Annotated in this window: 22 protein-coding genes and 1 pseudogene; 18 read left to right on the forward strand and 5 right to left on the reverse strand. The window is 50.1% G+C overall.

Going from position 1 to position 22,154, the window contains the following annotated elements; genetic code table 11:
• The first annotated feature begins 107 nt into the window (after positions 1–107).
• From Q394_RS0103700 to Q394_RS22685, 4 genes are all read left to right on the forward strand, one after another.
• Positions 108–1,082 (forward strand): IS481 family transposase, encoded by a 975-nt coding sequence (locus Q394_RS0103700; protein WP_038140441.1) that lies wholly within the window; start codon positions 108–110, stop codon positions 1,080–1,082.
• Between the two features lie 82 nt (positions 1,083–1,164).
• Positions 1,165–1,914: a YhfG family protein gene (locus Q394_RS22680; protein ID WP_084260339.1), complete on the forward strand. Its 750-nt coding sequence runs from the start codon at positions 1,165–1,167 to the stop codon at positions 1,912–1,914.
• The gene (locus Q394_RS0103710) at positions 1,898–2,488 is read left to right on the forward strand and encodes a putative adenosine monophosphate-protein transferase Fic (protein ID WP_028488092.1); all 591 of its coding nucleotides are present in this window, start codon (positions 1,898–1,900) and stop codon (positions 2,486–2,488) included. The genes Q394_RS22680 and Q394_RS0103710 overlap by 17 nt, the downstream gene beginning before the upstream one ends.
• Before the next feature lie 38 nt (positions 2,489–2,526).
• Positions 2,527–3,063 carry a hypothetical protein gene (locus tag Q394_RS22685; RefSeq protein WP_211248780.1) on the forward strand — a complete coding sequence of 179 codons (537 nt, stop codon included), beginning with the start codon at positions 2,527–2,529 and terminating at the stop codon, positions 3,061–3,063.
• Positions 3,064–3,220: 157 nt separating this feature from the next.
• Here Q394_RS22685 and Q394_RS0103730 read toward each other — a convergent pair whose 3' ends face one another.
• Positions 3,221–3,844, reverse strand: coding sequence for a hypothetical protein (locus Q394_RS0103730; protein WP_028488093.1), 624 nt, complete (start codon positions 3,842–3,844; stop codon positions 3,221–3,223).
• Positions 3,845–4,011: 167 nt separating this feature from the next.
• Between Q394_RS0103730 and Q394_RS19025 the strand changes: the two genes are divergently transcribed.
• Entirely contained in the window at positions 4,012–4,617 is a 606-nt protein-coding gene (locus Q394_RS19025) for a PIN domain-containing protein (RefSeq protein WP_051542737.1), read from the forward strand.
• A 33-nt stretch (positions 4,618–4,650) separates the two neighbouring features.
• On the opposite strand, the gene Q394_RS0103740 is transcribed toward Q394_RS19025, so the two are convergent.
• A complete protein-coding gene (locus tag Q394_RS0103740; protein WP_038140443.1) occupies positions 4,651–6,447 on the reverse strand; it encodes an AAA family ATPase in 1,797 nt (598 codons plus the stop codon).
• 49 nt (positions 6,448–6,496) lie between these two features.
• Positions 6,497–7,162, reverse strand: coding sequence for an alpha/beta hydrolase (locus Q394_RS0103745; protein WP_028488095.1), 666 nt, complete (start codon positions 7,160–7,162; stop codon positions 6,497–6,499).
• A gap of 107 nt (positions 7,163–7,269) precedes the next feature.
• Here Q394_RS0103745 and Q394_RS0103750 point away from each other — a divergent pair, with 107 nt between their 5' ends.
• The 8 genes and pseudogenes from Q394_RS0103750 to murB all read left to right on the forward strand — a co-directional run bounded on the left by Q394_RS0103750 (position 7,270) and on the right by murB (position 14,051).
• A complete protein-coding gene (locus Q394_RS0103750) occupies positions 7,270–8,169 on the forward strand; it encodes a DMT family transporter (protein ID WP_028488096.1) in 900 nt (299 codons plus the stop codon).
• A 685-nt stretch (positions 8,170–8,854) separates the two neighbouring features.
• Positions 8,855–8,977: pseudogene (locus Q394_RS23050) on the forward strand (SEC-C metal-binding domain-containing protein); the annotation flags it as partial.
• Between the two features lie 19 nt (positions 8,978–8,996).
• The gene (locus Q394_RS0103760; protein WP_028488098.1) at positions 8,997–9,356 is read left to right on the forward strand and encodes a diacylglycerol kinase; all 360 of its coding nucleotides are present in this window, start codon (positions 8,997–8,999) and stop codon (positions 9,354–9,356) included.
• A 156-nt stretch (positions 9,357–9,512) separates the two neighbouring features.
• Positions 9,513–10,958, forward strand: coding sequence for a cytochrome-c oxidase, cbb3-type subunit I (gene ccoN / locus Q394_RS0103765; protein WP_028488099.1), 1,446 nt, complete (start codon positions 9,513–9,515; stop codon positions 10,956–10,958).
• A 17-nt stretch (positions 10,959–10,975) separates the two neighbouring features.
• A complete protein-coding gene (ccoO, locus tag Q394_RS0103770; protein WP_028488100.1) occupies positions 10,976–11,734 on the forward strand; it encodes a cytochrome-c oxidase, cbb3-type subunit II in 759 nt (252 codons plus the stop codon).
• Positions 11,735–11,782: 48 nt separating this feature from the next.
• Positions 11,783–12,007, forward strand: coding sequence for a cbb3-type cytochrome oxidase subunit 3 (locus tag Q394_RS0103775; protein ID WP_211248781.1), 225 nt, complete (start codon positions 11,783–11,785; stop codon positions 12,005–12,007).
• A gap of 2 nt (positions 12,008–12,009) precedes the next feature.
• On the forward strand, positions 12,010–12,960 hold the full coding sequence (gene ccoP, locus Q394_RS0103780) for a cytochrome-c oxidase, cbb3-type subunit III (protein ID WP_038140445.1): 951 nt from the start codon (positions 12,010–12,012) through the stop codon (positions 12,958–12,960).
• Between the two features lie 83 nt (positions 12,961–13,043).
• Positions 13,044–14,051: a UDP-N-acetylmuramate dehydrogenase gene (gene murB / locus Q394_RS0103785; protein ID WP_028488103.1), complete on the forward strand. Its 1,008-nt coding sequence runs from the start codon at positions 13,044–13,046 to the stop codon at positions 14,049–14,051.
• Here murB and Q394_RS0103790 read toward each other — a convergent pair.
• Together Q394_RS0103790 and Q394_RS0103795 are read right to left on the reverse strand one after the other, a co-directional pair.
• Positions 14,020–15,858 carry a response regulator gene (locus Q394_RS0103790; protein ID WP_028488104.1) on the reverse strand — a complete coding sequence of 613 codons (1,839 nt, stop codon included), beginning with the start codon at positions 15,856–15,858 and terminating at the stop codon, positions 14,020–14,022. The genes murB and Q394_RS0103790 overlap by 32 nt on opposite strands.
• A complete protein-coding gene (locus Q394_RS0103795) occupies positions 15,845–16,987 on the reverse strand; it encodes an FIST signal transduction protein (protein WP_028488105.1) in 1,143 nt (380 codons plus the stop codon). Before Q394_RS0103795 ends, Q394_RS0103790 begins: the two co-directional genes overlap by 14 nt.
• Positions 16,988–17,247: 260 nt before the next feature.
• Here Q394_RS0103795 and Q394_RS0103800 point away from each other — a divergent pair, with 260 nt between their 5' ends.
• The 5 genes from Q394_RS0103800 to Q394_RS0103820 all read left to right on the forward strand — a co-directional run bounded on the left by Q394_RS0103800 (position 17,248) and on the right by Q394_RS0103820 (position 22,153).
• On the forward strand, positions 17,248–18,156 hold the full coding sequence (locus Q394_RS0103800) for a PhoH family protein (RefSeq protein ID WP_051542775.1): 909 nt from the start codon (positions 17,248–17,250) through the stop codon (positions 18,154–18,156).
• Positions 18,153–18,632 carry an rRNA maturation RNase YbeY gene (gene ybeY, locus Q394_RS0103805; protein ID WP_028488107.1) on the forward strand — a complete coding sequence of 160 codons (480 nt, stop codon included), beginning with the start codon at positions 18,153–18,155 and terminating at the stop codon, positions 18,630–18,632. The genes Q394_RS0103800 and ybeY overlap by 4 nt, the downstream gene beginning before the upstream one ends.
• 104 nt (positions 18,633–18,736) lie before the next feature.
• On the forward strand, positions 18,737–19,513 hold the full coding sequence (locus tag Q394_RS0103810; protein ID WP_245606728.1) for a transporter associated domain-containing protein: 777 nt from the start codon (positions 18,737–18,739) through the stop codon (positions 19,511–19,513).
• Positions 19,514–19,549: 36 nt separating this feature from the next.
• Positions 19,550–21,106, forward strand: coding sequence for an apolipoprotein N-acyltransferase (gene lnt / locus Q394_RS0103815; protein WP_028488109.1), 1,557 nt, complete (start codon positions 19,550–19,552; stop codon positions 21,104–21,106).
• A 15-nt stretch (positions 21,107–21,121) separates the two neighbouring features.
• Positions 21,122–22,153, forward strand: a complete 1,032-nt coding sequence (locus tag Q394_RS0103820; RefSeq protein WP_028488110.1) for an amino acid ABC transporter substrate-binding protein — start codon at positions 21,122–21,124, stop codon at positions 22,151–22,153.
• Position 22,154: the final 1 nt, after the last annotated feature.

Consider the following 22,154-nt stretch of genomic DNA (forward strand, 5'->3'; position numbering starts at 1 on the left):
TGTCATGTCCCATGGGATCATATTCCCTCAAGGAGCTACCCATTATTCAAAGCACGGGCTATCCTTGAAGGCATCTTATCCACCCATGGCTACAAGGCAAAGCGTACATGAAACTGCATCCCGAAGCACGGACAACCCCGAAATTACGCAGTGAAATCAAGGCATCGCCGCTCACGCAAGCAGAACTGGCGAAACAATACAATGTCAGCCGCCTGACGATCCGCAAATGGCAGAACCGTGAGGAGATGACGGACAAATCGCACCGTCCCGATACGCTGCACACCACGCTGACTGAGGTACAGGAATGGTTGGTGGTGGAGCTACGCAAGACCCTGCTGCTGTCGCTGGATGACCTGACCCACATCACCAAAGAATATATCAATGCCGCCGCCAGCCGTTCGGGTATAGACCGCTGCCTGCGTCGCCATGGGATCGCCAACCTGGCGGTAATGAAGCGGGAACTGTATGGCGAGGAGCCGCCACCGAAAAAGGTGTTCAAGGACTACGAACCCGGCTATATCCATATTGACATCAAATACTTGCCGAAGATGCCCGACGAAAAGGAACACCAATACCTGTATGTCGCCATCGACCGTGCCAGTCGTATGGTGTGCCTTGCCATTTACCCCGACAAAGCGGCTGCCAGTACAGCGGATTTTTTGGGTAAAGTAGAGCAGCGCTTCCCCATCAAGGTGCAATACGTGCTGACCGACAATGGGAAGGAATTCACCGACCGCTTTACCCGTAAAGGGGAACGTGACCCCACAGGCAAGCATAAATTCGACAAAGCCTGTGAGCGCATCAAGGCTGAACACCACCTCACCAAGCCACGCCACCCCCAAACCAACGGCATGGTAGAACGCTTCAACGGACGTATCAGCGACTGGTTGCAAACCACCCGTTTCGCCTCATCCAATGAACTGGCTGACGCGATCAAACATTATGAACGGCTCTACAACCACTGCATTCCCCAGAAAGCACTGGGATACAAAACCCCTATTCAAGCACTCAAGGAATGGCAGAAAAAGAAGCCAGATTTATTCAAAAAGAAAGCATATGATCTATCGGGACTTGACACCTAACTGTTGCCACCGATATTCTGTATCAACAAGCCAAGGTGAAAAATGTTTTTGTGCTGGTAATGACCAAAACCCGGAGTAAACGATGACCACGGTATTCCTGTCAGGCTCAATCACCATTACCCGTTTGAACAACGTCATACTGGCACGCTTGCAAAACATCATTGATAAACAGTTTGCCATTGTGGTGGGTGATGCCAACGGTGCAGACAAGGCATTGCAAAAACACCTGACGACCTTGCAATACCCGCACGTCACGGTATTTTGTGCCGGAAATGTTTGCCGCAATAATCTGGGTAACTGGCCTGTCAAACACATCAGTGTGGATGCCAATATAACCGGACGCGCCTTTTACACCCAAAAAGATAAAGCAATGGCGCAGCTTGCCGATTATGGTTTTGTGCTGTGGGATGGTAAAAGCCCCGGTTCATTCAATAATGTGCTGGAATTTCTGAAACAGCGCAAAAAAGCCTTGGTCTATTTCGCTCCCGATAGCGCGTTTTATCCCGTTTCCAGCGTAGACGATGCCCGCACCTTATTGGACAAATGCGAGCCGACAGCCGTAGCGGAAATAGACAAAAAGATCAAACTGACCGCCACCTTGAAAACATTGGATGGCATGGCACAAAACACCCTCAGCTTTGCCGCACCATCGTCGGATGAGCGCAAACAGCGTTATTATCAGGCAACCCGCAACTATAATTACCGCGCCAGTTTGCGGCTGGAAGGGCTATCCTTACCGGATGACATTGCCGCTTTGCCCTTGCCAGCAACGGCGCAAGGCATGGCAATCCTGATCCAGCAAACCAAAGACCGCTATGCACAGCAAGCATGAGATAGCCGAAGACCCCGCCTGTTACAGCGGCACAAGCACACTGGTCAACAAGTTGGGCTTGCAGGACAGCCGCACCTTGGCAGAGGCAGAAGCGGTGTTGAGCTACCTACGTGCTGAATCCTTCGATACGCGCTTGCAGGTATTTGATTTGCCAGCCTTGCAAGCCATTCACCAGCACCTGTTTCAAGACCTGTACCTGTGGGCAGGCGAGTTGCGTTCCACCGACCTCAGCAAGGGCAATACCCACTTTTGTGCCGCCGCTTACATTACAACCGAAGCCAACAAGCTGCTGGGCAAACTGGCACAGGAAAACTGGCTGGTCGGTTTGCCACTACCCGCCTTTGTGGAACGGCTAGCGTACTACTACTGCGAACTGAACGTGATTCACCCCTTCCGCGAAGGTAACGGACGGGCGCAACGCCTGTTCTTCGATTTGCTGGCAATCAACGCCGGATTCGGGCTGGATTGGGCAAAGGTGGAGCGTAGCGAGTGGGTGGAAGCGAATATCGCGGGGTATGCGGGTGACTTGCAGCCGTTACAAGCCTTGTTTAAACGGATTGCCTTGTCGGTGTAAATTTTTCACGAGGAATGGGGTTTTTTGAGGACACACTCATGCAACTACAACTGAAGCCGGAATTTGAGGAAATACTTGAACCGCTAGGCGAGAATGCAGCCGTTTTTTTCCTCGCTGCTGGTTTGTACTTTGCGCACAAAGTCAGCTTTGCCGCTGCTGCCGCGCTTGCCGATTTGAGTTTCAATGAATTCTTGTGCCGCCTACGAGAGCATTTCGGCGTAGGTTTTCAGGTGTTGGATGACTCGGTGCTTGAAGATTTGCAAACTGTAGCCGGACAACGTGTCGCGGATGATTTGGGAAAAACGCTACACGACAGAGCCACACGCGGTTTGCCGCTATCAGACGAAGAACGAGCGCAATTGCAACGCTGGTACGACGAACAAGATGCCGAAGAAGCCGCCATGTTGGGGCAGAGAGTCGGCGACTTAATCCAAAAGCTCAAAAACACGAGCCTTTCGTCCGAAGAACAAATGGAACTGGATTACTGCATGAAATTGGAACACCAGATGCGCTTGTTTAAAGCTCACGCGCAACAACTCAAGTCGATATTCGATGATTGCCCTATAAAGGGTTAAGTACTTGTCCTGAAAGAATGTCCTAAAGAGGGCGTATGCAATACGCCCCTACGAAAACCCCCCTCCGTAGGGGCGTATTGCATACGCCCTCTTCAATGACGACAAGAATAGTGGGAAATTATTCCAGGACAATTCCTAAGCCACTATATAATAAAAATTATAACCGATAATCCTCCAACGCATCCCGCTCCTGCTGCGAACACCACCAAAACCTACTTGCTTCAGGTTTTTTCAGCACCGATTCCAGCACATCCAACACCTCTTCCCCAGCATCTAACCGCTTGTCTTCCTCACTCTTGAAGAGTGCCGAAAATTTGCCGGACATATCCTCACCCGCCTGCAACCGGCGTGCATGGTCAATAACCGACAAGCTGCGGTTGATGCAGCCGTGCAAGCGGGCTTTTTCATCCTGAGCGTTACGCAAAAATTCAATCCAGCGCAGCGTGACGCGGGCAGTATCGCCCCACAAGTCTTTCAACTCACAGACGCGGCGTTCGATGGCTTCACGTTCCCATGCGCCATCCATGACCTCGTATTCGGTGAAAATGCCATGCACCAGCACGACAAATACCGTGTGGCGGGCAGTAATCTTGTCATCCTGATAGGCATGTTTGCCGTCGGCATCGAGTTCTACCGTGTCGAAATAGATACCAATGCCGCCCGGCGCACCGCAAACAGCATCACCGGGGTGATAACGCCCCAGTATGTTTTCAAAGCGTTTGGTTTGTATCTCAATCTCGCGGTCGTTGATTTTGACCATCAGTGAGTCAAACGTGCCCATGCGTCAATCCTTCTGGCAATGTTGATACCGCAAGCATAGGGCATCTACGCGGACGTTGAATGGGATAATTTTCGTCAGGTGTAGGTGTTGATCATTTATCGGAAATAATTGACCCGTGTGCTTCCCTCCGCAACCATACTCGTAAGTTGCAAGGAATAAGCAAAACAATGGAAAACCCCAAACGTATCCACTACATCTTCGTCGACTTTGAAAACACCCAAGTGATGGATGTAAGGTTGCTTAGCGGCAAACCTGTCATCCTGCTAGTAGTGACCGGCGATAAGCAAAAACACTTACCCATTCCCTTAATCAAGCAGCTATTGGCTCATGCCGATCAAGTGGGTTTGATTGAAGCAAATTGTTCGGGGAAGAATGCGTTGGATCTTGTCCTCGCTTATCACATGGGGCAATGGGCGAAACAAGACCCAACAGGCTATTTTCATATCGTGTCCAAAGACAAAGGCTTCGACCCGCTGATTACGCACTTGAAGCAACTGAAAGTGTCAGCGGCACGGCATGATGAGTTTACCCAGATTCCGCTGTTTGTTGATCATCAGAAGACACCTGTCACAGATAAAATTGCCTTGCTGACGGAGCGGTTTACCAAACATGCCTCTAATCGCCCAACGAAACGCGATAGCCTGATGACTTATATCCACTCCATCTTTGCCAAAAAGTTGCCGGACAGCGAAGTGCAGAAACTGGTGCGTGATATGGAGCAACGCAAGCTGATTGTTATTGGTGCTGACAATAAGGTTGCGTACCACGTGTAAAACGCAGGCGAGAGATCACTAAGGTACTTCCCTCTACGAATCGAAAACTCTAACCTCTTCCCACACCAGCCGTTCAAACCCCAAAGCCACCACCGCGATACAGCGCAATCGCTGCGGCTCTTGGTACTTGTTCACTAAAATGGTACGGTATTCCTGCAACTGTTGCGTGGCGTTCGCTAATGCTGCCTGCACCGCCGGTAATTGTTGCGTCACTTCCCGGCTGTGTGTACGGACTTGTTCAGCAGTGAGCTGTAATTCCTTAAGCGTTAGGTATTTGAATTCCAGAATGAAATCCAGCAGAGCGTATTGGCGCATATTCGGGCGCACAATCATCACGAGGTCGCAATAACGCCGTTTGAGGGCGCTTTCCGAATCCATGATGTAGTAGGTGTCATTGAATAGCAGCGTCAGAAATGCCGTTTTGACGGTGAGTTCATTGCTCCAGCGGTAGTCACGGTTATCCAGTGCGGCGAAATAGCGGGTTTCGATGAATTCCACCAAGGGCTGCAAGTCAGCATATTGGTAAAAAGCTTTGGCAGCGGCTTGCATGGTGTCGCTGTCTTGCGTATTGGGCAATAACTTGCGTTTCAGTTCTTCCAGATATAAGCCTCGAATCACCAAATTGGGGGCATTCAATTCCAGTTCCCCAATCGCGCTGCGCCCGGTGATGGTCAGTACCCCGAAATAGTAGAGCAATGACCCCATAAAGCGTTGGTCACGCGGTATATCCCGTAAAGATTCCACGCCGAAACGGTCTTCCAGCGAGGTGACGCCCAAGGCTTGCTGTTCATCCAGGATGTGGGCAATCAAGGACTGACCACCGGGCAAGTCGGCAATGTAACGGATTTTGTTGGTATCCATCGACAGGTTGCTGTCTAGCAATTGTTCCGGGGCGCTACAAAACTCCTGATAGTGTTGCAGGAAATAGAAAACCAAAGTGGGGTTGTAAACGCAGGGCTGCTTAATGTCGGTGCAAAAACGGTAGCCGTTGTAAAACAGTCGCAGGGTTTCCAAAATAGTCGCATAGCCCTCTGTCTGCTGGCAGTCTTCCAACACTTGGGTAACGCTACTTTCCAGCTCTGCTTGAGTCAGCCCACACAAGGCATTGAAGCGCGGGTTCAGGTAAATGTTTTTCGCCACATTGTAACCGCTGGTCATGTCGCTCATGACCACGGGCGACACCCCGGTGATGAATACCCGTGTCAGTTTGCCTTCAGAGGCACTGGCCTTGATGATCTTGAACAGTGATTTGAGGATACCTTCACCCTCTAATAACGCCTGATAGCGGCGGCTATTGTGTGGGTCACTTACCAGTACTTCGTTGGCAAAGTTGTCGTATTCGTCGATCAAGAGGTAAAGCTGCTGCCCGCTCCCCTGTATGGCGTTGGTGAGAGATTGGAAAGAAGCCAAGGCATCCTCATCCCGAATGTGTACCGGAAAGCGCAATAACTCCTGATACTTTTGGATAAAGCCTTCCACATGGGCATTGAGGTGATTGAACAGGCTGCTTTTGATGTCCTCAAGACTACCTTGTGCCGATACCTTTGAGAAATCCCAACGCAAGATCAGGTATTGGTTGCGTTCCTCGGTGGGGTTTTTGCCAATCGCCAAATCACCAAACAGGCTATCAAATTCCTCTGCTAGCTTGATGTCGTAATAATTTACCAAGGTAGAGAGCAATAAGGATTTGCCAAAACGGCGTGGGCGCAGGAACAGGAGTTGTTGCCCAGCCTGTTCCAAGGCGGGGATCAGGTGGGTACGATCCAGATACAGCATGTTTTTGGTACGGATACTGTGAAAATCGCTATTGCCGTAGGGGAAGCGGATCATGGTGCTGTGCCTAACGCTGGAAATCATGAGGAGAGTTTAGCATAGCTAATCAATCAGGTTTCAGCCACGCCCGCAAACACTGCCCAATTACCACGAGTTCTTCCGCACACACATTATGCTCCATCGCGTATTCCGAATACGCAGGCGCATAGCCATGTTCCTCCAGCCAGCGCTGTGCCTTGTGTGCCAGCACCACCTGCACCACCCCATCCTGCTTGCCGTGGAAAATATGGATCGGCAGTGTTGCATTCACCGTATTCAAGGCAATCGTCTCCGCCGTGGCAAAATACGTCGACAGCGCGAGCAAGCCCGCCAGCGGTTTGGGGTAGCTCAGTGCAGTTTGGTACGCCACCGCGCCGCCTTGCGAAAAGCCCGCGAGCACGATGCGTTCGCTGGGAATGCCGCGTGCGATTTCGCGCTCAATCAGTTTGCCCACTTCCTGTGCCGAGGCTTGCAGTTGTGCCACATCCACCTTGCGGTCGAGGGACATTTCCAGAATGTCATACCACGCGGGCATCACATAACCGCCGTTGATAGTCACGGGCAGCGCAGGCGCATGTGGAAAAATAAAACGGATACCGTGGTCGCGTGGCAAACCCAGTTCCGGGATAATCGGCACAAAGTCGTGCCCATCCGCACCTAAGCCGTGCAACCAGATGACAGCAGCGCTGGCGGGGTGAGTGGGTTCAACGTCGACAGTCGGCAAATAGCCCATGGGTGTATTCCTTGATGGTTTGTGATAGCGCTAACCATAGCATTTATTCTGTATTATCGATAAAGGTGTGTCTGCTGATTAAGCATGTGCAGTGATATACTGCGGCGATGCAAAATTCAGTTCTTGACCGCTTTTCCCCTTACCTGTTGTTGGTGTTGACCGTCTTGTTCTGGGCGGGCAATTTCAATCTGGCGCGTGCTATTCATGTTGAGGTGCCGCCGTTGGGGTTGTCGTTTTGGCGTTGGGCAGTGGCGGCGCTGATTTTGTTGCCGTTTGCGTGGGCTTCGATGCGGGTGGCGTTGCCGTTGGCGCGTGTCCATTGGCGTCTAGTGCTGGCTTTGTCGGTGCTGGGGGTCGCAGGTTTCAATAGCTTGGTGTATCTGGGCTTGCAAACGACGACGGCCACTAATGGGGTATTACTGCAATCGGTGACGCCGATCACGATGATTTTGCTGGCCGGGTTGGTGTTGCATGAGAAAAGCACGGTGATGCAATGGGTAGGCATTGTGGTGTCATTGCTTGGGGTCGTGGTGATCATTACGCGAGCGGATGTAAGAGTATTGCAGCATTTGGCGTTTAACCGAGGGGATGTGTGGATTCTGGCAGCAACACTGGATTGGTCTTTATACACCGTGTTATTACGCAAGTTGCCAGAGGGTTTGAAGGGCTTGCCGATCCTTGGATTTACCGTGGGATTGGGAGCGCTGGTTATCTTGCCGTTTTACCTGCATGAAAGTTTGACGTTTCAGACCATGCCGGTCACGGCGGTGAGTGTGGCGAGTATTGCGTATGTGGCGGTGTTTCCGTCGCTGTTGTCGTATATGTTCTGGAATCATGCCACGCAACGGTTGGGAGTGAACCGTACTGGGCAGTTCAGCCATTTGATGCCGGTGTTCGGGATTTTGCTGGCAACGTTGTTGTTGGGGGAGCGCTTGCAGTTTTATCACGCGATAGGGATGATGTTGGTCGCTGCCGGGTTGGTGTTGACGAATTTGAAAAGGATTTGATGTGGAAAAGCAGAATATTATCAAGGTATTAGCGCCGCTGGGCGAGCCGAAAGACAATAAGCCGTGGCGTGATTATTCCAGCTACGGTTTAACAGCGGCGGATGCTTCTACCTTGGTGGCATTGGTGGCGGATAGCCGTTTTTTGGAAAGCGAGGGGGCGGATTATTGGGTTCCTTTGCATTCATGGCGAGCCTTGCAGCATTTGATGCCCGCAGGGTTGCATGAGCTGATCGGTATTTTCGATGTGCTGGCGGAAGATGATTGGGCGCACGATGAGATTCCGTTTGTGGTGGCAGCCGCTAAAGAGGCGGCGCTCGATCCATTGTTGGATTATGTGCTAGATGAGCGCAATGATGAGTTTGCCGTGCCGATGGCTTTGCAGTCATTGGTGGAAATTGGTAAACGGTACAGCAAATTGCGTAAGCCTGTGATTGAGCGTCTGCTCTATTGTTTGAAGCATACTTCGGCGGCTGATCAGGGGTTGAAAGGGCTGATCGTGGCAGAATTGGTGTCCTTGCGTGCAGTGGAGGCGATGCCTAGCATCCGTGCTGCGTTTGCTGAAGATGTGCTGGATTGGTCGGTGTGTGGTGATCTGGAGGATGTGGAACTGGGCATGGGTTTGCGCACCACTCGGGACACGCCGCGCCCGAATTACCAGCAGCCTGAGGATGGTGATGCTGAATTTGAGGATGAAGAGGATGACGAGCCACTGGTACCACAAGTGATTCGTACCGAGCCTAAAATCGGGCGCAACGAACCGTGCCCTTGCGGTAGCGGTAAGAAGTACAAAAAATGCTGTATGCAGTAAGGGAAGAAGGAAAATAGCGATGGCAGATAGTGGCAATACCGGCCTGACCCGGATCATGAAAGCAGGGCAATATTCATGGCAAGGTTTCCAAGCGGCCTACCAACATGAGGAGGCATTCCGGCAGGAAGTCTGGCTGTTATGGGTCGCCGTGCCGTTGGCTTTGTGGTTTGGCGATAATGGTATCGACAGAGCGCTGATGATTGGTAGTCTTCTGCTCTTGCTGATTGTAGAATTGCTTAACTCGGCGATAGAGGCGGTGGTAGATCGCACTGGGATGGAGAAACATAAACTCGCGGGAAGAGCGAAGGATATGGGGTCAGCTGCCGTAACAGTTGCAATCTTAAACGTTATTCTCATTTGGCTCTTTATACTTTGTTGATTTAAGTCAAAACCAGTGAGTTTATGGGGTGATTACCCACCTTGGGTGTGTGTTTTCACACAGTATTAACGTTTTCTTATCTGGTTTTTTACTGTATCCTTAGGCCGTTTTACAGCTTCTTTAATCTTTTCCATTTTGTTAACCAGAGGGCAAACGATGGCTCACAGTGCTGCACTCTCCTCGGAGCAATACAACTACGATATCGTGAAGAAATTCGCGATAGCCTCGATTATCTGGGGTATTCTCGGCATGACTGCCGGTGTGTATATCGCCTCAGAACTGGCTTGGCCATTTCTGAACTTTGATATTGCCCAGATCACTTTCGGACGTTTGCGTCCGCTACACACCAGTGGTGTTATCTTCGGTTTCGGTGGTAATGCACTGTTTGCGACTTCTTACTATGTTGTTCAGCGTACTTGTCAAACCCGTTTGGCAGGTGGCACTTTCTGGCCTAACTTTACCTTCTGGGGTTGGAATGCTTCTATTCTGATTGCGGGTTTGCTGTATTTGCAAGGCTTCACTCAAGCGCGTGAATATGCTGAGCCAGTTTGGTTCATCGACCTCGCTATTGCGGTAGTTTGGGTTGTGTATTTCTTGATCTTCACCGTCACGTTAGTGAAGCGTAACCAGCCGCATATTTATGTTGCTAACTGGTTTTATATGTCGTTCATTTTGGCAACGGCGTTACTGCATATCTTCAATAACTTGGCAGTGCCCATCAGCCTGACTTCACCTGTTTCTTACAGCCTGTTCTCAGGTGCACAAGATGCGATGACGCAGTGGTGGTATGGTCATAATGCGGTAGGTTTCTTCCTGACAGCAGCGTTCTTGGGGATGATGTACTACTTCGTGCCTAAGCAGGCAGGTCGTCCCGTTTATTCTTATCGCTTGTCTATTATCCACTTCTGGGCACTGAGCTTCATGTACATGTGGGTTGGTACTCACCATTTGCATTGGACAGCGATTCCTGACTGGACTTCCACACTGGCAGCGGCTTTCTCTATCATGCTGTTGATGCCATCTTGGGGTGGTATGATCAACGGGATCATGACGCTTTCCGGTGCATGGGACAAACTGCGTACTGACCCGATCATGATGTTCATGATTACAGCACTGTCTTTCTACGGTATGTCTACTTTTGAAGGCCCGATGATGTCCTTGAAAAGTGTTAATGCGCTGTCTCACTACACTGACTGGACGGTTGGTCACGTTCACTCCGGCGCATTGGGCTGGGTTGCCATGATCACCTTCGCTTCTTTCTACCATATGATCCCACGTCTGTGGAATACTACGTTGTACAGTATGCAACTGGTTTACACGCACTTCTTCTTGGCGACTATTGGTACAATCCTGTATATCACTGCTTTGTGGGTATCGGGTATCGGTCAAGGTTTGATGCTGCGTGCATTTGATGAGTACGGCAATCTGGCGTACACCTTCGTTGAAACCGTTGCTTTCATGCATGGTCCGTTGGTTGCTCGTGCTGTTGGTGGTTTGTTCTTCCTGTCCGGCATGTTACTCATGGCATTCAATATTTACATGACCATCGCGCGTGCAAAGCAGGAATCTACTGTTCCAGCGACTGCGGCGGCTAAGGCATAATCAGGGAGAGTTGAGATATGTTTAAACACGAAAGTATCGAAACCAACTCCGGGATGTTGATTGTCCTGACGTTGGTAGCGATTAGTATCGGTGGCTTGGTAGAAATTGTTCCGTTGCATTACATCAACGAAACGGTGGAAGATGTCAAAGATCCGGTAACGGGTTTGGATGCTGTGCGTCCTTACACGCCATTGGAGCAACGTGGTCGCGATATTTATACCCGTGAAGGTTGCTACCTGTGCCATTCACAGATGATTCGTCCGTTCCGTGATGAAGATCTGCGTTATGGTCACTATTCATTGGCGGCTGAATCCAAATACGATCACCCATTCCAATGGGGTTCCAAGCGTACTGGTCCAGATCTGGCGCGTGTAGGTGGTAAGTATTCGAATGAATGGCAAGTCCAGCATTTGACTGCGCCGCGTTCAGTTGTGCCCGAATCTATCATGCCCAACTATCCGTGGTTGCAAACAACGAATCTGGACATGTCTGATCTACGCGATCGTATGGTTGCCTTGAAGCGGGTAGGTGTACCTTACTCACTGACAACGGTTGAATACGAAGCCAATGTGAAGAAGTTTGGTGAATCAGTCGCTAAAACGCTCGACATTAATCGTGCTGAAGACAACTTGATGGCTCAAGCACGAGCAGGTAACTATGATGGCAATCCAGCCAACGTAAGTGAAATGGATGCTTTGGTTGCCTACCTGCAAGTGTTGGGTACGATGGTTGACTTCAAAAAGTTCGATGAAGATTACTTCATCCAATTCCGTTAATTTTCTGTGCCACTGGATAGTGGCTTTTGCTGACAAGGGGAAGATCGAATGCTGACAGACTTCTGGACATGGATCCTAGATCTAGGTAACAGCAAGACGGTGGCTTTACTCATCTTCTTTACAACCTTTGTAGGGATTGTCATCTACGTTTATTCCAGTCGCAAACGTAGCGAGAGGCTTGAGTCCTATCGCTACATGCCACTGATGGACGAGGACGAGGCCGACAAGCGTGTCAAAGCAGCAGAAGCTTCTCAAGCTAAAGGTGAAAAATAGTTATGGCTAATCCTGTAAAAGACCCACTGACCGGCGCAGAAACTACCGGTCACGTTTGGGATGAAACGCTGCAAGAGTTCAACAACCCGCTACCGCGTTGGTGGTTGTGGACATTTTACGGCACGATCTTGTTTACCATTACCTACTGGACGATGTATCCATCATGGCCTATTGGTAAGACTTATTTGAAAGGGATGTTCAACGACATCACGTACAAAACCGATGCGGGTGAAGAGAAAACAACCCATTGGAATATGCGTGCGTTGTTGGCACATGATATGCAAAATGGTACAGAAGCACTCAAGCAGCAGGAATACCTCGCCAAGGTTGGCGCAGCTTCCTACGATCAGATTGCCCAAGATCCTGATATGTCTTCGTTTGTACGTTCTTACGGCGTGGGCATGTTTGGTGACAACTGTGCCGCTTGCCACCAATCTGGTGGTCAAGGTGTTGTTGGTCAATTCCCTAATCTGGTTGATGACGATTGGTTGTGGGGTGGTGATACGGCAGCAATGGAAACCACTATCCGTGGTGGCCGTTTAGGCTTCATGCCTGCTTATAGTAAAACCTTCGATGATTCCCAGTTGAATCAGGTCGCAAACTACGTGCTTACCTTGTCTGGTGAAACACCTGTTGATGCGGCAGCAGCAGTGGAAGGCCAGAAGATATTCCAAGGTGAGACAGGTGGTTGCTACATGTGTCACACCAAGGAAGGTAAAGGGATGCACGCACAAGGTTCAGCTAACCTGACCGATAAGGTTTGGACAATTGCTAACCTGCCCGCAGCAGAAACCCCAGAAGCCAAGCTGGATGCAGTGAAAGCTGTGATCCACAATGGTGTAAAGCGTCAAATGCCTGTGTTCGGTAAAGAGGGTCGTAACCTGTCTGATACTGAGATCAAGGTATTGGTTGCTTACCTGCAACAGATGTCTGGCGGTGCTACTGCACAGTAAGACAGCCTGTTTTCAGGTATGATGGAGGCCGGACTTGTTCCGGCCTTTTTGCGTCAAGAATTACCCATAAAGATCCTGCTTACATGAAAATCCGCGAAAATTATTCCCTTAAAGCCCTGAATACGTTTGGGCTGGATGCCAAAGCCCGTTATTTTTGCACCTTACATAAACTCAGTGGTATTCGAACGCTGACTGCTTGGCAACAAGAGCATCCCGATTTGCCTCTGCTTTTTTTGGGTGGCGGCAGTAACATGCTGTTTGTGAATGATTATCCGGGTCTCGTGGTGCATATGCGTCTGGAAACTTTGGAGGTGCTAGGGCAGGATGCTGATTACCATTATGTACGTGCCGGGGCAGGCAATAACTGGCATGAATTTGTTCGTTGGACTATCGACCAGGGTTTTGCAGGTCTGGAAAATCTGTCGTTGATTCCCGGAACTGTCGGCGCAGCCCCCATGCAGAATATTGGTGCCTACGGTGTGGAGTTGAAGGATCACGTGTATGAAGTGCAGGCGCTGGATTGGCGCACGGCGGAACTTCGTGATTTCAGCGTGGATGAGTGTTGCTTTGCTTACCGGGATAGTTATTTTAAATCGGTAGAGCCGGATCGTTGGCTAATTATTGCGGTGGTATTGCGTTTGCCACGTCATCCACAATGGAAAACGGATTACGCGGGTGTGCAGGAGCAATTGCAAGATAAAGTGTTAGATGCACGGATGATTAGCGACGCTATTATTAATATTCGCCAAACTAAGTTACCTGACCCGGCTCAAATCGGTAATGCGGGTAGCTTTTTTAAAAATCCGATGATTCCCGTTGTACAGTGGGAAAACCTTAAAGTGCAGTTTCCCACGATGCCCGGTTGGCCTCAACAACACGAGGTTAAGCTCTCGGCTGGTTGGTTAATTGATCAATGCGGGTGGAAAGGCAAACGGGAAGGGGATGCAGGCACTTATGCCAAACATGCCTTGGTCTTGGTAAACCATGGCAATGCGACTGGGGCAGAAGTATGGAACTTTGCCCAAGGCGTGATTGCGTCGGTACAAGATAAGTTCGGGATCACACTGGAGCCTGAGCCACGGGTGCTTTAAGCCATTGCCCGACAATTTTCAGCAATTCATCTTGTTTGACAGGTTTGGCGAGGTAGTCGTCCATGCCCATTTTTAGGCAACGTTCTCTGTCGCCTTTGAGGGCATTGGCCGTCATAGCAATCACTGGGGTGTGGTTTTTGAGGATACCCTCTTTTTCCCACTTACGGATGTAACGGGTGGCGGTGTAGCCATCCATTTCTGGCATATTGATATCCATCAGTACGAGCTTATAAGACTTAGTGCGCATGGCTTTGAGTGCGAGTTTACCGGTGGTGACATGATCAACTTGCATGTCGAGTTTTTCCAGCATGGTGACGGCAATCAGTGCATTAACGGGGTTGTCTTCTGCCAATAGGATAGCCGGTGGTAACGTGGCTATGATGGGCTTTATTTCTAGTTGAGGAAAAGGAATTTGGGGGGCGCTGACGGGGGGGCTTTGAGTATTATGGCGTCTTAATGTATCGGTAAGGACATCTCGTAAGGTGATGGATCTTACAGGTTTAGTAACAGCGGCTTGTACGCCTGCTTGTTGTTGTTTTTCCTGAGAGATGCCATAAGAGGTCAGCATAACGATGGGCGTTCTATCGTGGCGGGAGTCGCTACGAATGGCCTTAGCTAAAGCAATGCCGTCCATGTGTGGCATGAACCAGTCAAGCAACAATAAGTCGATCGGGCGTGCCTTAGTGATGGACTCTTCTAGTTTGATTAATGCATCGTGTCCATTGCTGACAATAACGGCTTCTGCTTTCCAAGCTTGCAGGTAGTTTTCTAAAATGCGCCGGTTGGTTTCGTTATCGTCTACGACCATCACCCGACGGCCTTCTATTTGGTGTTTTGGGCAGGGTGAGGTGGTATCGGTGGAGATGGGAACCCGTATTTCAAACCAGAAAGTACTACCTTGGTTTGGAGCACTGTCTAATCCAATGTTGCCACCCATCATTTCGGCGAATTCTCGCACGATAGTTAGGCCTAGCCCTGTACCTCCGTAGCGTCGGTTTATGGATGCATCGACCTGAACAAAGGATTCAAAAATACTTTTTTGCATGGACGGTGGGATACCAATCCCCGTATCACGCACTTCAAATCGCAAGAGTGCTGTATCTTTACGAACTTCTCTTAGTTCAATACCGGTATACACTTCGCCGTGTTCGGTGAATTTGATGGCATTGCCAATCAGATTCATCAGCATTTGCCGTAGGCGAGCAGGGTCACCTTTGACTCTTTCGGGAATATTCTCAGGGATGTAACTTTGAACTTCGAGATGCTTGTCTTGCGCCATGGTCGCCATGATGCCACTGACATTTTCGACTAATTCACGAGGCGAAAATTCGATGATTTCTAGTTCAATGCCGCCAGCCTTGAGTTTGGAGAAGTCGAGGATATTGTTAATGACATCCAGCATGACTTCACAGGAGGCGTAAGCAGTATCGACGAACAGTTTTTGTCTGGAATCTAGTTCAGTATCTTTGACGATTTCAAGGGAGCCGAGAATGCCATGGATAGGTGTACGTAGCTCATGACTCATATTGGCCATGAAGCGGGTTTTCTGCTCAGACTTGTGCAGCGCATCAATGCGCTGTTCCGTTTCTGTTTTTAAGTCCTCATACAGTTTGCGCAACTCATGTGAGGAAACTTCTAGCGAGCGCTCCAGTAAATATTGGGCGTCACTGGTTCCAGAGTAAGACAGATCAATCAGATGGAGGAAATCTTGCCATTTACTTTGATCATCTGGAAGACTACTTTGCAGTAGACCGCTACGCTTTAGCTGTTTTTGTAAACGGCGATGGAGTGGTTTAACTTCCTTCATACAGTACCGTTAATGTCATGGTTTCGTTGTGTAAGCCGCATTTACCGCCTTCCTTAATGGGCGCTAGTTCGCCGAAAGAGTAAAAGCCCAGTTGCTGGCTATCCTTTGGGAGGTATTCCAAGATGGCATCAAGCTCTTGGTCGGTATCATGCGCCATGACCAGCTTGCGCCCTGAGCAACTGATGGTGAGTGCTAGAACGGGTTGATTGGGCGGGAGCTTTTTGGATATATTCCGGGCGGCGAGTTCTGCACCATCGAGAAGGTTGTCAAAACTACCGTACATGAGCTGTGTATGGTAGCCAACGGGGATGTCGGCAATGAATTTTAGGCTGTTTTCAGTTTCATCTATGCCTATGATGGTACGTACCACGTAATGGTCTTTGGATTCATTCCAAATGGCTAATGGGAAGTGCAGAGCCGTGGCAGGCAGATTGTTGGCATGTTCACCAAGGTATTGCTTGTAGAGTTGGAGGGCAGGCTGGCCGTCAATTTCATACAGAACGTTGTTACTTGACCGGGTGATAAGGCGTTCTGGACCAAAGGGTTTGAAGCCATCTTGGGCATGACTGGCAAATACTAATTTTTCACCGTAAAAGCCAATCCCAATGGCTCGATGCGTGTTGGCTTGTCCGTTAAATAAAACCCATGTGTGTTCAAAATGCATTTTATCGCTGGCTAGCCCGCCGACCAATGTGACTTTTTGTTGGTCGATGGCGGATGCGATGCCGTTGATCAGATCATTGCCTTGGGTATGGAGGCCATCGCTAAAAATCATGATGCCTTTCAAATCAGGAGCATTCAGGTCGTTAGCGATAGCTTTTCCTGCAAAAAAGGAGTCTTCTAGGCGTGGTATTGTAGCGGTCGCCAAAGCTAAATGACTGTTGTGAAAGTGGATGATGCCAACTACTAGGCCGCTTTCAAGCAAATGTTCATTAAAGATGCCTGCAACAGTGGAGCAGCCTGCAATGATGGAATTGGCATATTTTTTATGTAAAGTATCCAATGCTTGTTGGTATTGCTGGCTATCCGGTTCGCTGAATACTAGTACTAGGGTTTGCGGTGAGTCGATATCCGGCAAAGGTTTGTGCCAACCTGTTGCGTGCGTGAAAAAAGTTAAGATGACTTGCATTGTTCTTGTCTCCCGCTGCATGGTTGGCAACGTAATATTATTTTCATTATGATAAATTGCCTAAAATAATATCATAAGTCAGGTTGATATGACCTACCATTTGTCGGAACGGTTGAACCTGACTGATGCTGTAGCTATACTTTTACTATTACTCATTCATGGAATTGCACACTTTCTTGACTACCACATCCACTGCTGTAACGGAAAGTGACAGGCACACCGTCCAGTTTGAACTCGAACCTGCGGATACCGAGCGTCTAATGAATCTCTGCGGTCAATTTGACCAGCATTTGCGCCAAATCGAACATCGGCTCGGCATTGAGCTTAGCAATCGCGGTAACCTGTTCCAGATTACTGGAACGGCGCTGACTGTGCCGTTAACGATCAACCTCTTAAAGGATCTCTACCGCGAGGCTGCCGATACGGTGCTTAGCCCGGAAAGCATCCATTTATTTCTTCAAGAAGCCAATCTCGACAAGGTACAAGCCAATACCAGCGACGATGTGCGCATCCGTACCAAACGCGGTTACATCAAGCCCAAGGGTTTGGTGCAAAGCCAATATATCCAGAATATCCGCACCCACGACATTACCTTCGGTATTGGCCCAGCCGGTACAGGCAAAACCTGGCTGGCGGTTGCGTGTGCGGTGGAGGCTTTGGAGCGTGACGAAGTACGTCGCCTGGTGCTGGTACGGCCTGCGGTAGAAGCGGGGGAGCGCCTCGGCTTCTTGCCCGGCGATCTGTCGCAGAAAATCGACCCGTATTTACGCCCGATGTACGACGCCCTGTATGAAATGATTGGTATCGAAAAGGTCAATAAGTTGATTGAACGCAACGTCATCGAAGTTGCCCCGTTAGCGTATATGCGCGGGCGTACCCTGAATGACGCTTTCATCCTGCTGGACGAAGCCCAAAATACCACCACTGAACAAATGAAAATGTTCCTGACTCGCTTGGGGTTTGGTTCTTCGGCGGTGATCACGGGAGATATTACCCAGATCGACTTGCCGCGCCATCAGACGTCCGGCCTGCGTCAGGCGGCGGATATTCTGGAAGGTGTTAAAGGCATTAGCTTCAACTGGTTCAGTGGGCGTGATGTGGTACGCCACAAACTGGTGCAAAAAATCGTGGAAGCTTACGAAGGGCATGACCGGGAGCACTTGAGATGAGTTTGCAACTGGATATTCAGAACCCGGAAGATTACCCGAACATTCCCGCCGAAGCTGATTTGCTACGCTGGGCGCAAGCCGCATGGCCGGGCGGTGCGGATGCCGAAGCCGGTGTGGTGGTGCGCATTGTCAACGCAGCGGAAAGTCAGGAACTGAACCGCGCTTATCGGGACAAAGATTACCCGACGAATGTGTTGTCCTTCCCCTACGATGAGCCATCTATCCCGGATGAGGAAGATGACGCTGACGATATAGAGTATCTAGGCGATCTCGTCATCTGCTTGCCAGTGATAGAGCGCGAAGCGGCGGAACAAGGCAAAACGCCTACCCAACATTGGGCGCATTTGTTGATACATGGTTTGTTGCATTTACAAGGTTATGACCATATAACGGATGCCGAAGCCGAAGAGATGGAAGGTTTGGAAACCGACATCCTCGGCAAACTTGGCTTTCCTGACCCTTATCACTCACCCTAAGAGGAAAAATGAAAACTGACATAGGTGACTCGCGACCTCGACCGCGATGGAAACAATGGTTAATAAAACAACTCGACCTTACGTCCCAATGCACGGAAGATGTGATGGACGATTTACAACGGGCTAACGAAAAAAATCTGCTACCGGGTGAAATGGTAGGAATGTTGCAAGGGGTGCTGGAGTTTGGTGCGCTGCAAGTACGCGACATCATGGTTCCCCGTTCCCAAATCAACTTCATTTACCATGAAGACAATTTTACCCAAATTCTTGCCCGCATTGCACAAACTGAGCATTCACGTTATCCGGTGGTGGATGAAGACCGTGATGATTTGGTCGGCGTGCTGTTGGCGAAGGATTTGCTCAAATACAGTGGGCGTGAAAGCGAATTCCAGATTGACGACATTATCCGCCCTGCGCTGATTGTGCCCGAAAGCCAACGCCTAAACCGCTTGCTGACCGAATTCCGCAGAACTCGCAACCATATGGCAGTCGTCATCGATGAATACTCCGGTATTTCTGGGTTGGTGACATTCGAGGATGTACTGGAACAAATTGTCGGTGAGATCGACGATGAGCATGATGACGAGGAAGACGTTTCCAGCAATGTCGTGCCACAAGGTGACGGGCGTTTTATCGTCGAGGCGATGACGCCGATTGATGAGTTTAATGCCGTTGTGGGCACTACTTTCGACACCGATGAGTTCGATACCATCGCGGGGATTGTTATCCATGAGTTTGGTAAAATTCCGCGTCAGGGGGAAGAATTGGTTCTGGATGGCTGGCTGTTCCGGGTATTGAGCAGTGACTCCCGCCGTATTTTGTTGCTGGAAGTATTGCCCCATACTGAAAATTCCTATCCAGTGGAGATGCCTGCGTTATAATCCCGACAGTTTTTTGCTGGTTGGAATATTAACAATATGCTGTCTTTCCGCGATTTTAGTCAATCCCTCTCAAAAGTAGATTACCTGCTAGCCTTGCTAGCGGGTGCTTCTATGGTTCTGGCGTTTGCGCCACTCGAATGGCTGCCGTTTGCTTGGCTTGCACCTGCCGTATTCTTTTGGCTGAACTTAAAGCCTATGCCGTTGAAACAGCGTTTGCGTCTAGCATGGGTCTTTGGCGTCGGGTTATTTGCCGGGGGGGCGCACTGGATTTATGTCAGTATCCACTTTTTCGGCGGGGCGAATACCGCGATTGCAGTGGCAATGGTGGCGATCTTCGTCACGGTGTTAGCAGTGTTCTTGATGGTTTTTGGATGGCTCGCCTCATATGCTGCCCCTTTACCGCTGGCGATGCGTTTGCTCGCCGCTTATCCGGCGATTTGGGTATTGACCGAATGGTTTCGTGGCTGGTTTTTGACAGGGTTTCCGTGGCTACAACTGGGAACTACCCAGATTGATACGTGGTTGGCACATTACGCCCCCGTAACAGGCGTGCTGGGGGTTAGCTGGCTGGTGGCTTTGGGGGCTGGTGCGTTAGTCTTGTTGGTGGTGGGCACATCCCGCGACCGAATAATCGCGCTGTCTCTGACTGTTGTCACGGTTGCAGGTGGTGTCGGATTAGGGCAAATCCGTTGGACACAACCCGCCGGAGAGCCGCTGTATGTCAGCATGTTGCAGGGGAATGTCGATCAGCTCACCAAGTGGTCGCCCGAATTCCGCAATGACAATATTCAGGCGTATCTGGATTTGATGGATGGGGATAAATATCCCAATGTGGAATCCTCACACTTGGTGATTTGGCCGGAAACGGCGTTGTCAGACTTTTTCCCGCAATCGCTGGATGTCATGTTACCGTTGCAGCAGTGGGCGCGGGATGCGAAAGCGGATTTGTTGGTAGGGGGCTTCCATGTCAATCGTGATACCGAGGAGGTTTACAATGCTGTCATGGCGGTAGGCGGTGATCGTGACGTAGAAAAGTCCATCGATACCGGCGAAAACGTGTATGCCAAACAACATCTGGTGCCGTTCAGTGAATACATACCATTTTTGAAATACCTGCGTTTTCTGGACAGTATTATCAAGCTGCCGTATGACAATGTGACGCCGTGGCATGGTATCAATACCCTGACCGTTGCAGGCCAGCCGATGCGTATGTCAGTTTGCTACGAAGATGCGTATGCGGAAGAAATGATTGCCGGATTGCCTGCCGCGACCATGCTGGTGAATGTCAGCAATGACGGCTGGTTCACCGGGTCTATCGAGCCTGCCCAACACGCCGAAATTGCGCGGATGCGGGCGCTGGAAACCGGGCGTTACCTGCTGCGTGCCACCAATAACGGGGTAAGCGCGATTATTGATGAAAAAGGCAAAGTGACGGCTACCGCCGAGCCACAGGTTGCCACGGTCATCAGTGGTTATGCTACCCCCATGCAGGGCGCAACGCCGTATGTACGTGTGGGTAACTGGCTGATTATTCCATTAATGTTTATACTGTTGGGGCTTCCAGTGCTGCTGAGACGCGGCCAGTTCAATTAACAAAAAGGAATACCTATGTTAAAAAATACCCTTTCCCGCACCATTGCAAGCGTTGCCCTGTGCGCCACCGCTGTCGTTAGCCTGCCTGCCCATGCGGGTAAAACGCTCGATACCATTAAATCACGCGATCAATTGGTGTGTGGTGTCAATGTCGCGCTGGCAGGTTTTTCCTCCACCGATAGTGAGGGCAAGTGGAGCGGTATGGATGTGGACTATTGCAAAGCCCTTGCCGCTTCCATCCTCGGCGATGCCAATAAAGTGAAATACGTGCCGCTGAATGCGCAACAACGTTTCACCGCACTGCAATCTGGCGAAATCGACATCCTTTCCCGCAATACCACCTGGACACTGACCCGTGATGCTTCGCTGGGTGCAAACTTTGTCGGTGTGATGTATTACGACGGTCAAGGTTTCATGGTGAAAAAAGAACTGAAAATCGCCAGTGCCAAAGAACTCAATGGTGCGACCGTGTGTACCCAGTCCGGCACGACGACCGAAAAGAACCTGAGCGATTTCGCCCGCGCCAACAAGCTGGACATCAAGCCACTGGTGTTTGAAAAGAATGAAGCAGCCACGGGTGCTTACCAAAGTGGGCGTTGCCAAGCCTACACCACCGACGCTTCCGGTCTGGCCGCAGAACGTTCTATCTCTAAGACCCCCGATGAGCACATGATCCTGCCAGAAATTATTTCCAAGGAACCGCTAGGGCCGTTGGTACGCCGTGGCGATGACGAGTTTTTTGCCATTTCCAAATGGGTGTTGAATGCACTGCTGGAGGGCGAAGAATATGGCTTGACCCAAGCGAATCTGGATGAGAAGAAATCCAGTGATGACCCGAATATCCAGCGCATCCTCGGTACGAGTGAAAATATGGGTACATTGCTCGGGCTGGATAAGGAATGGGCTTACCGCGCACTGAAGGCGACTGGCAACTATGGCGAAATTTTCGAGCGCAACGTCGGTAAGGACTCCCCATTGAAGCTGGAGCGGGGTTTGAACCAGCCGTGGAATAAGGGTGGGATTATGTACGCACCACCGATCCGTTAAG

It is taken from the genome of Thiothrix lacustris DSM 21227, from assembly GCF_000621325.1.
Lineage (GTDB): Bacteria > Pseudomonadota > Gammaproteobacteria > Thiotrichales > Thiotrichaceae > Thiothrix > Thiothrix lacustris.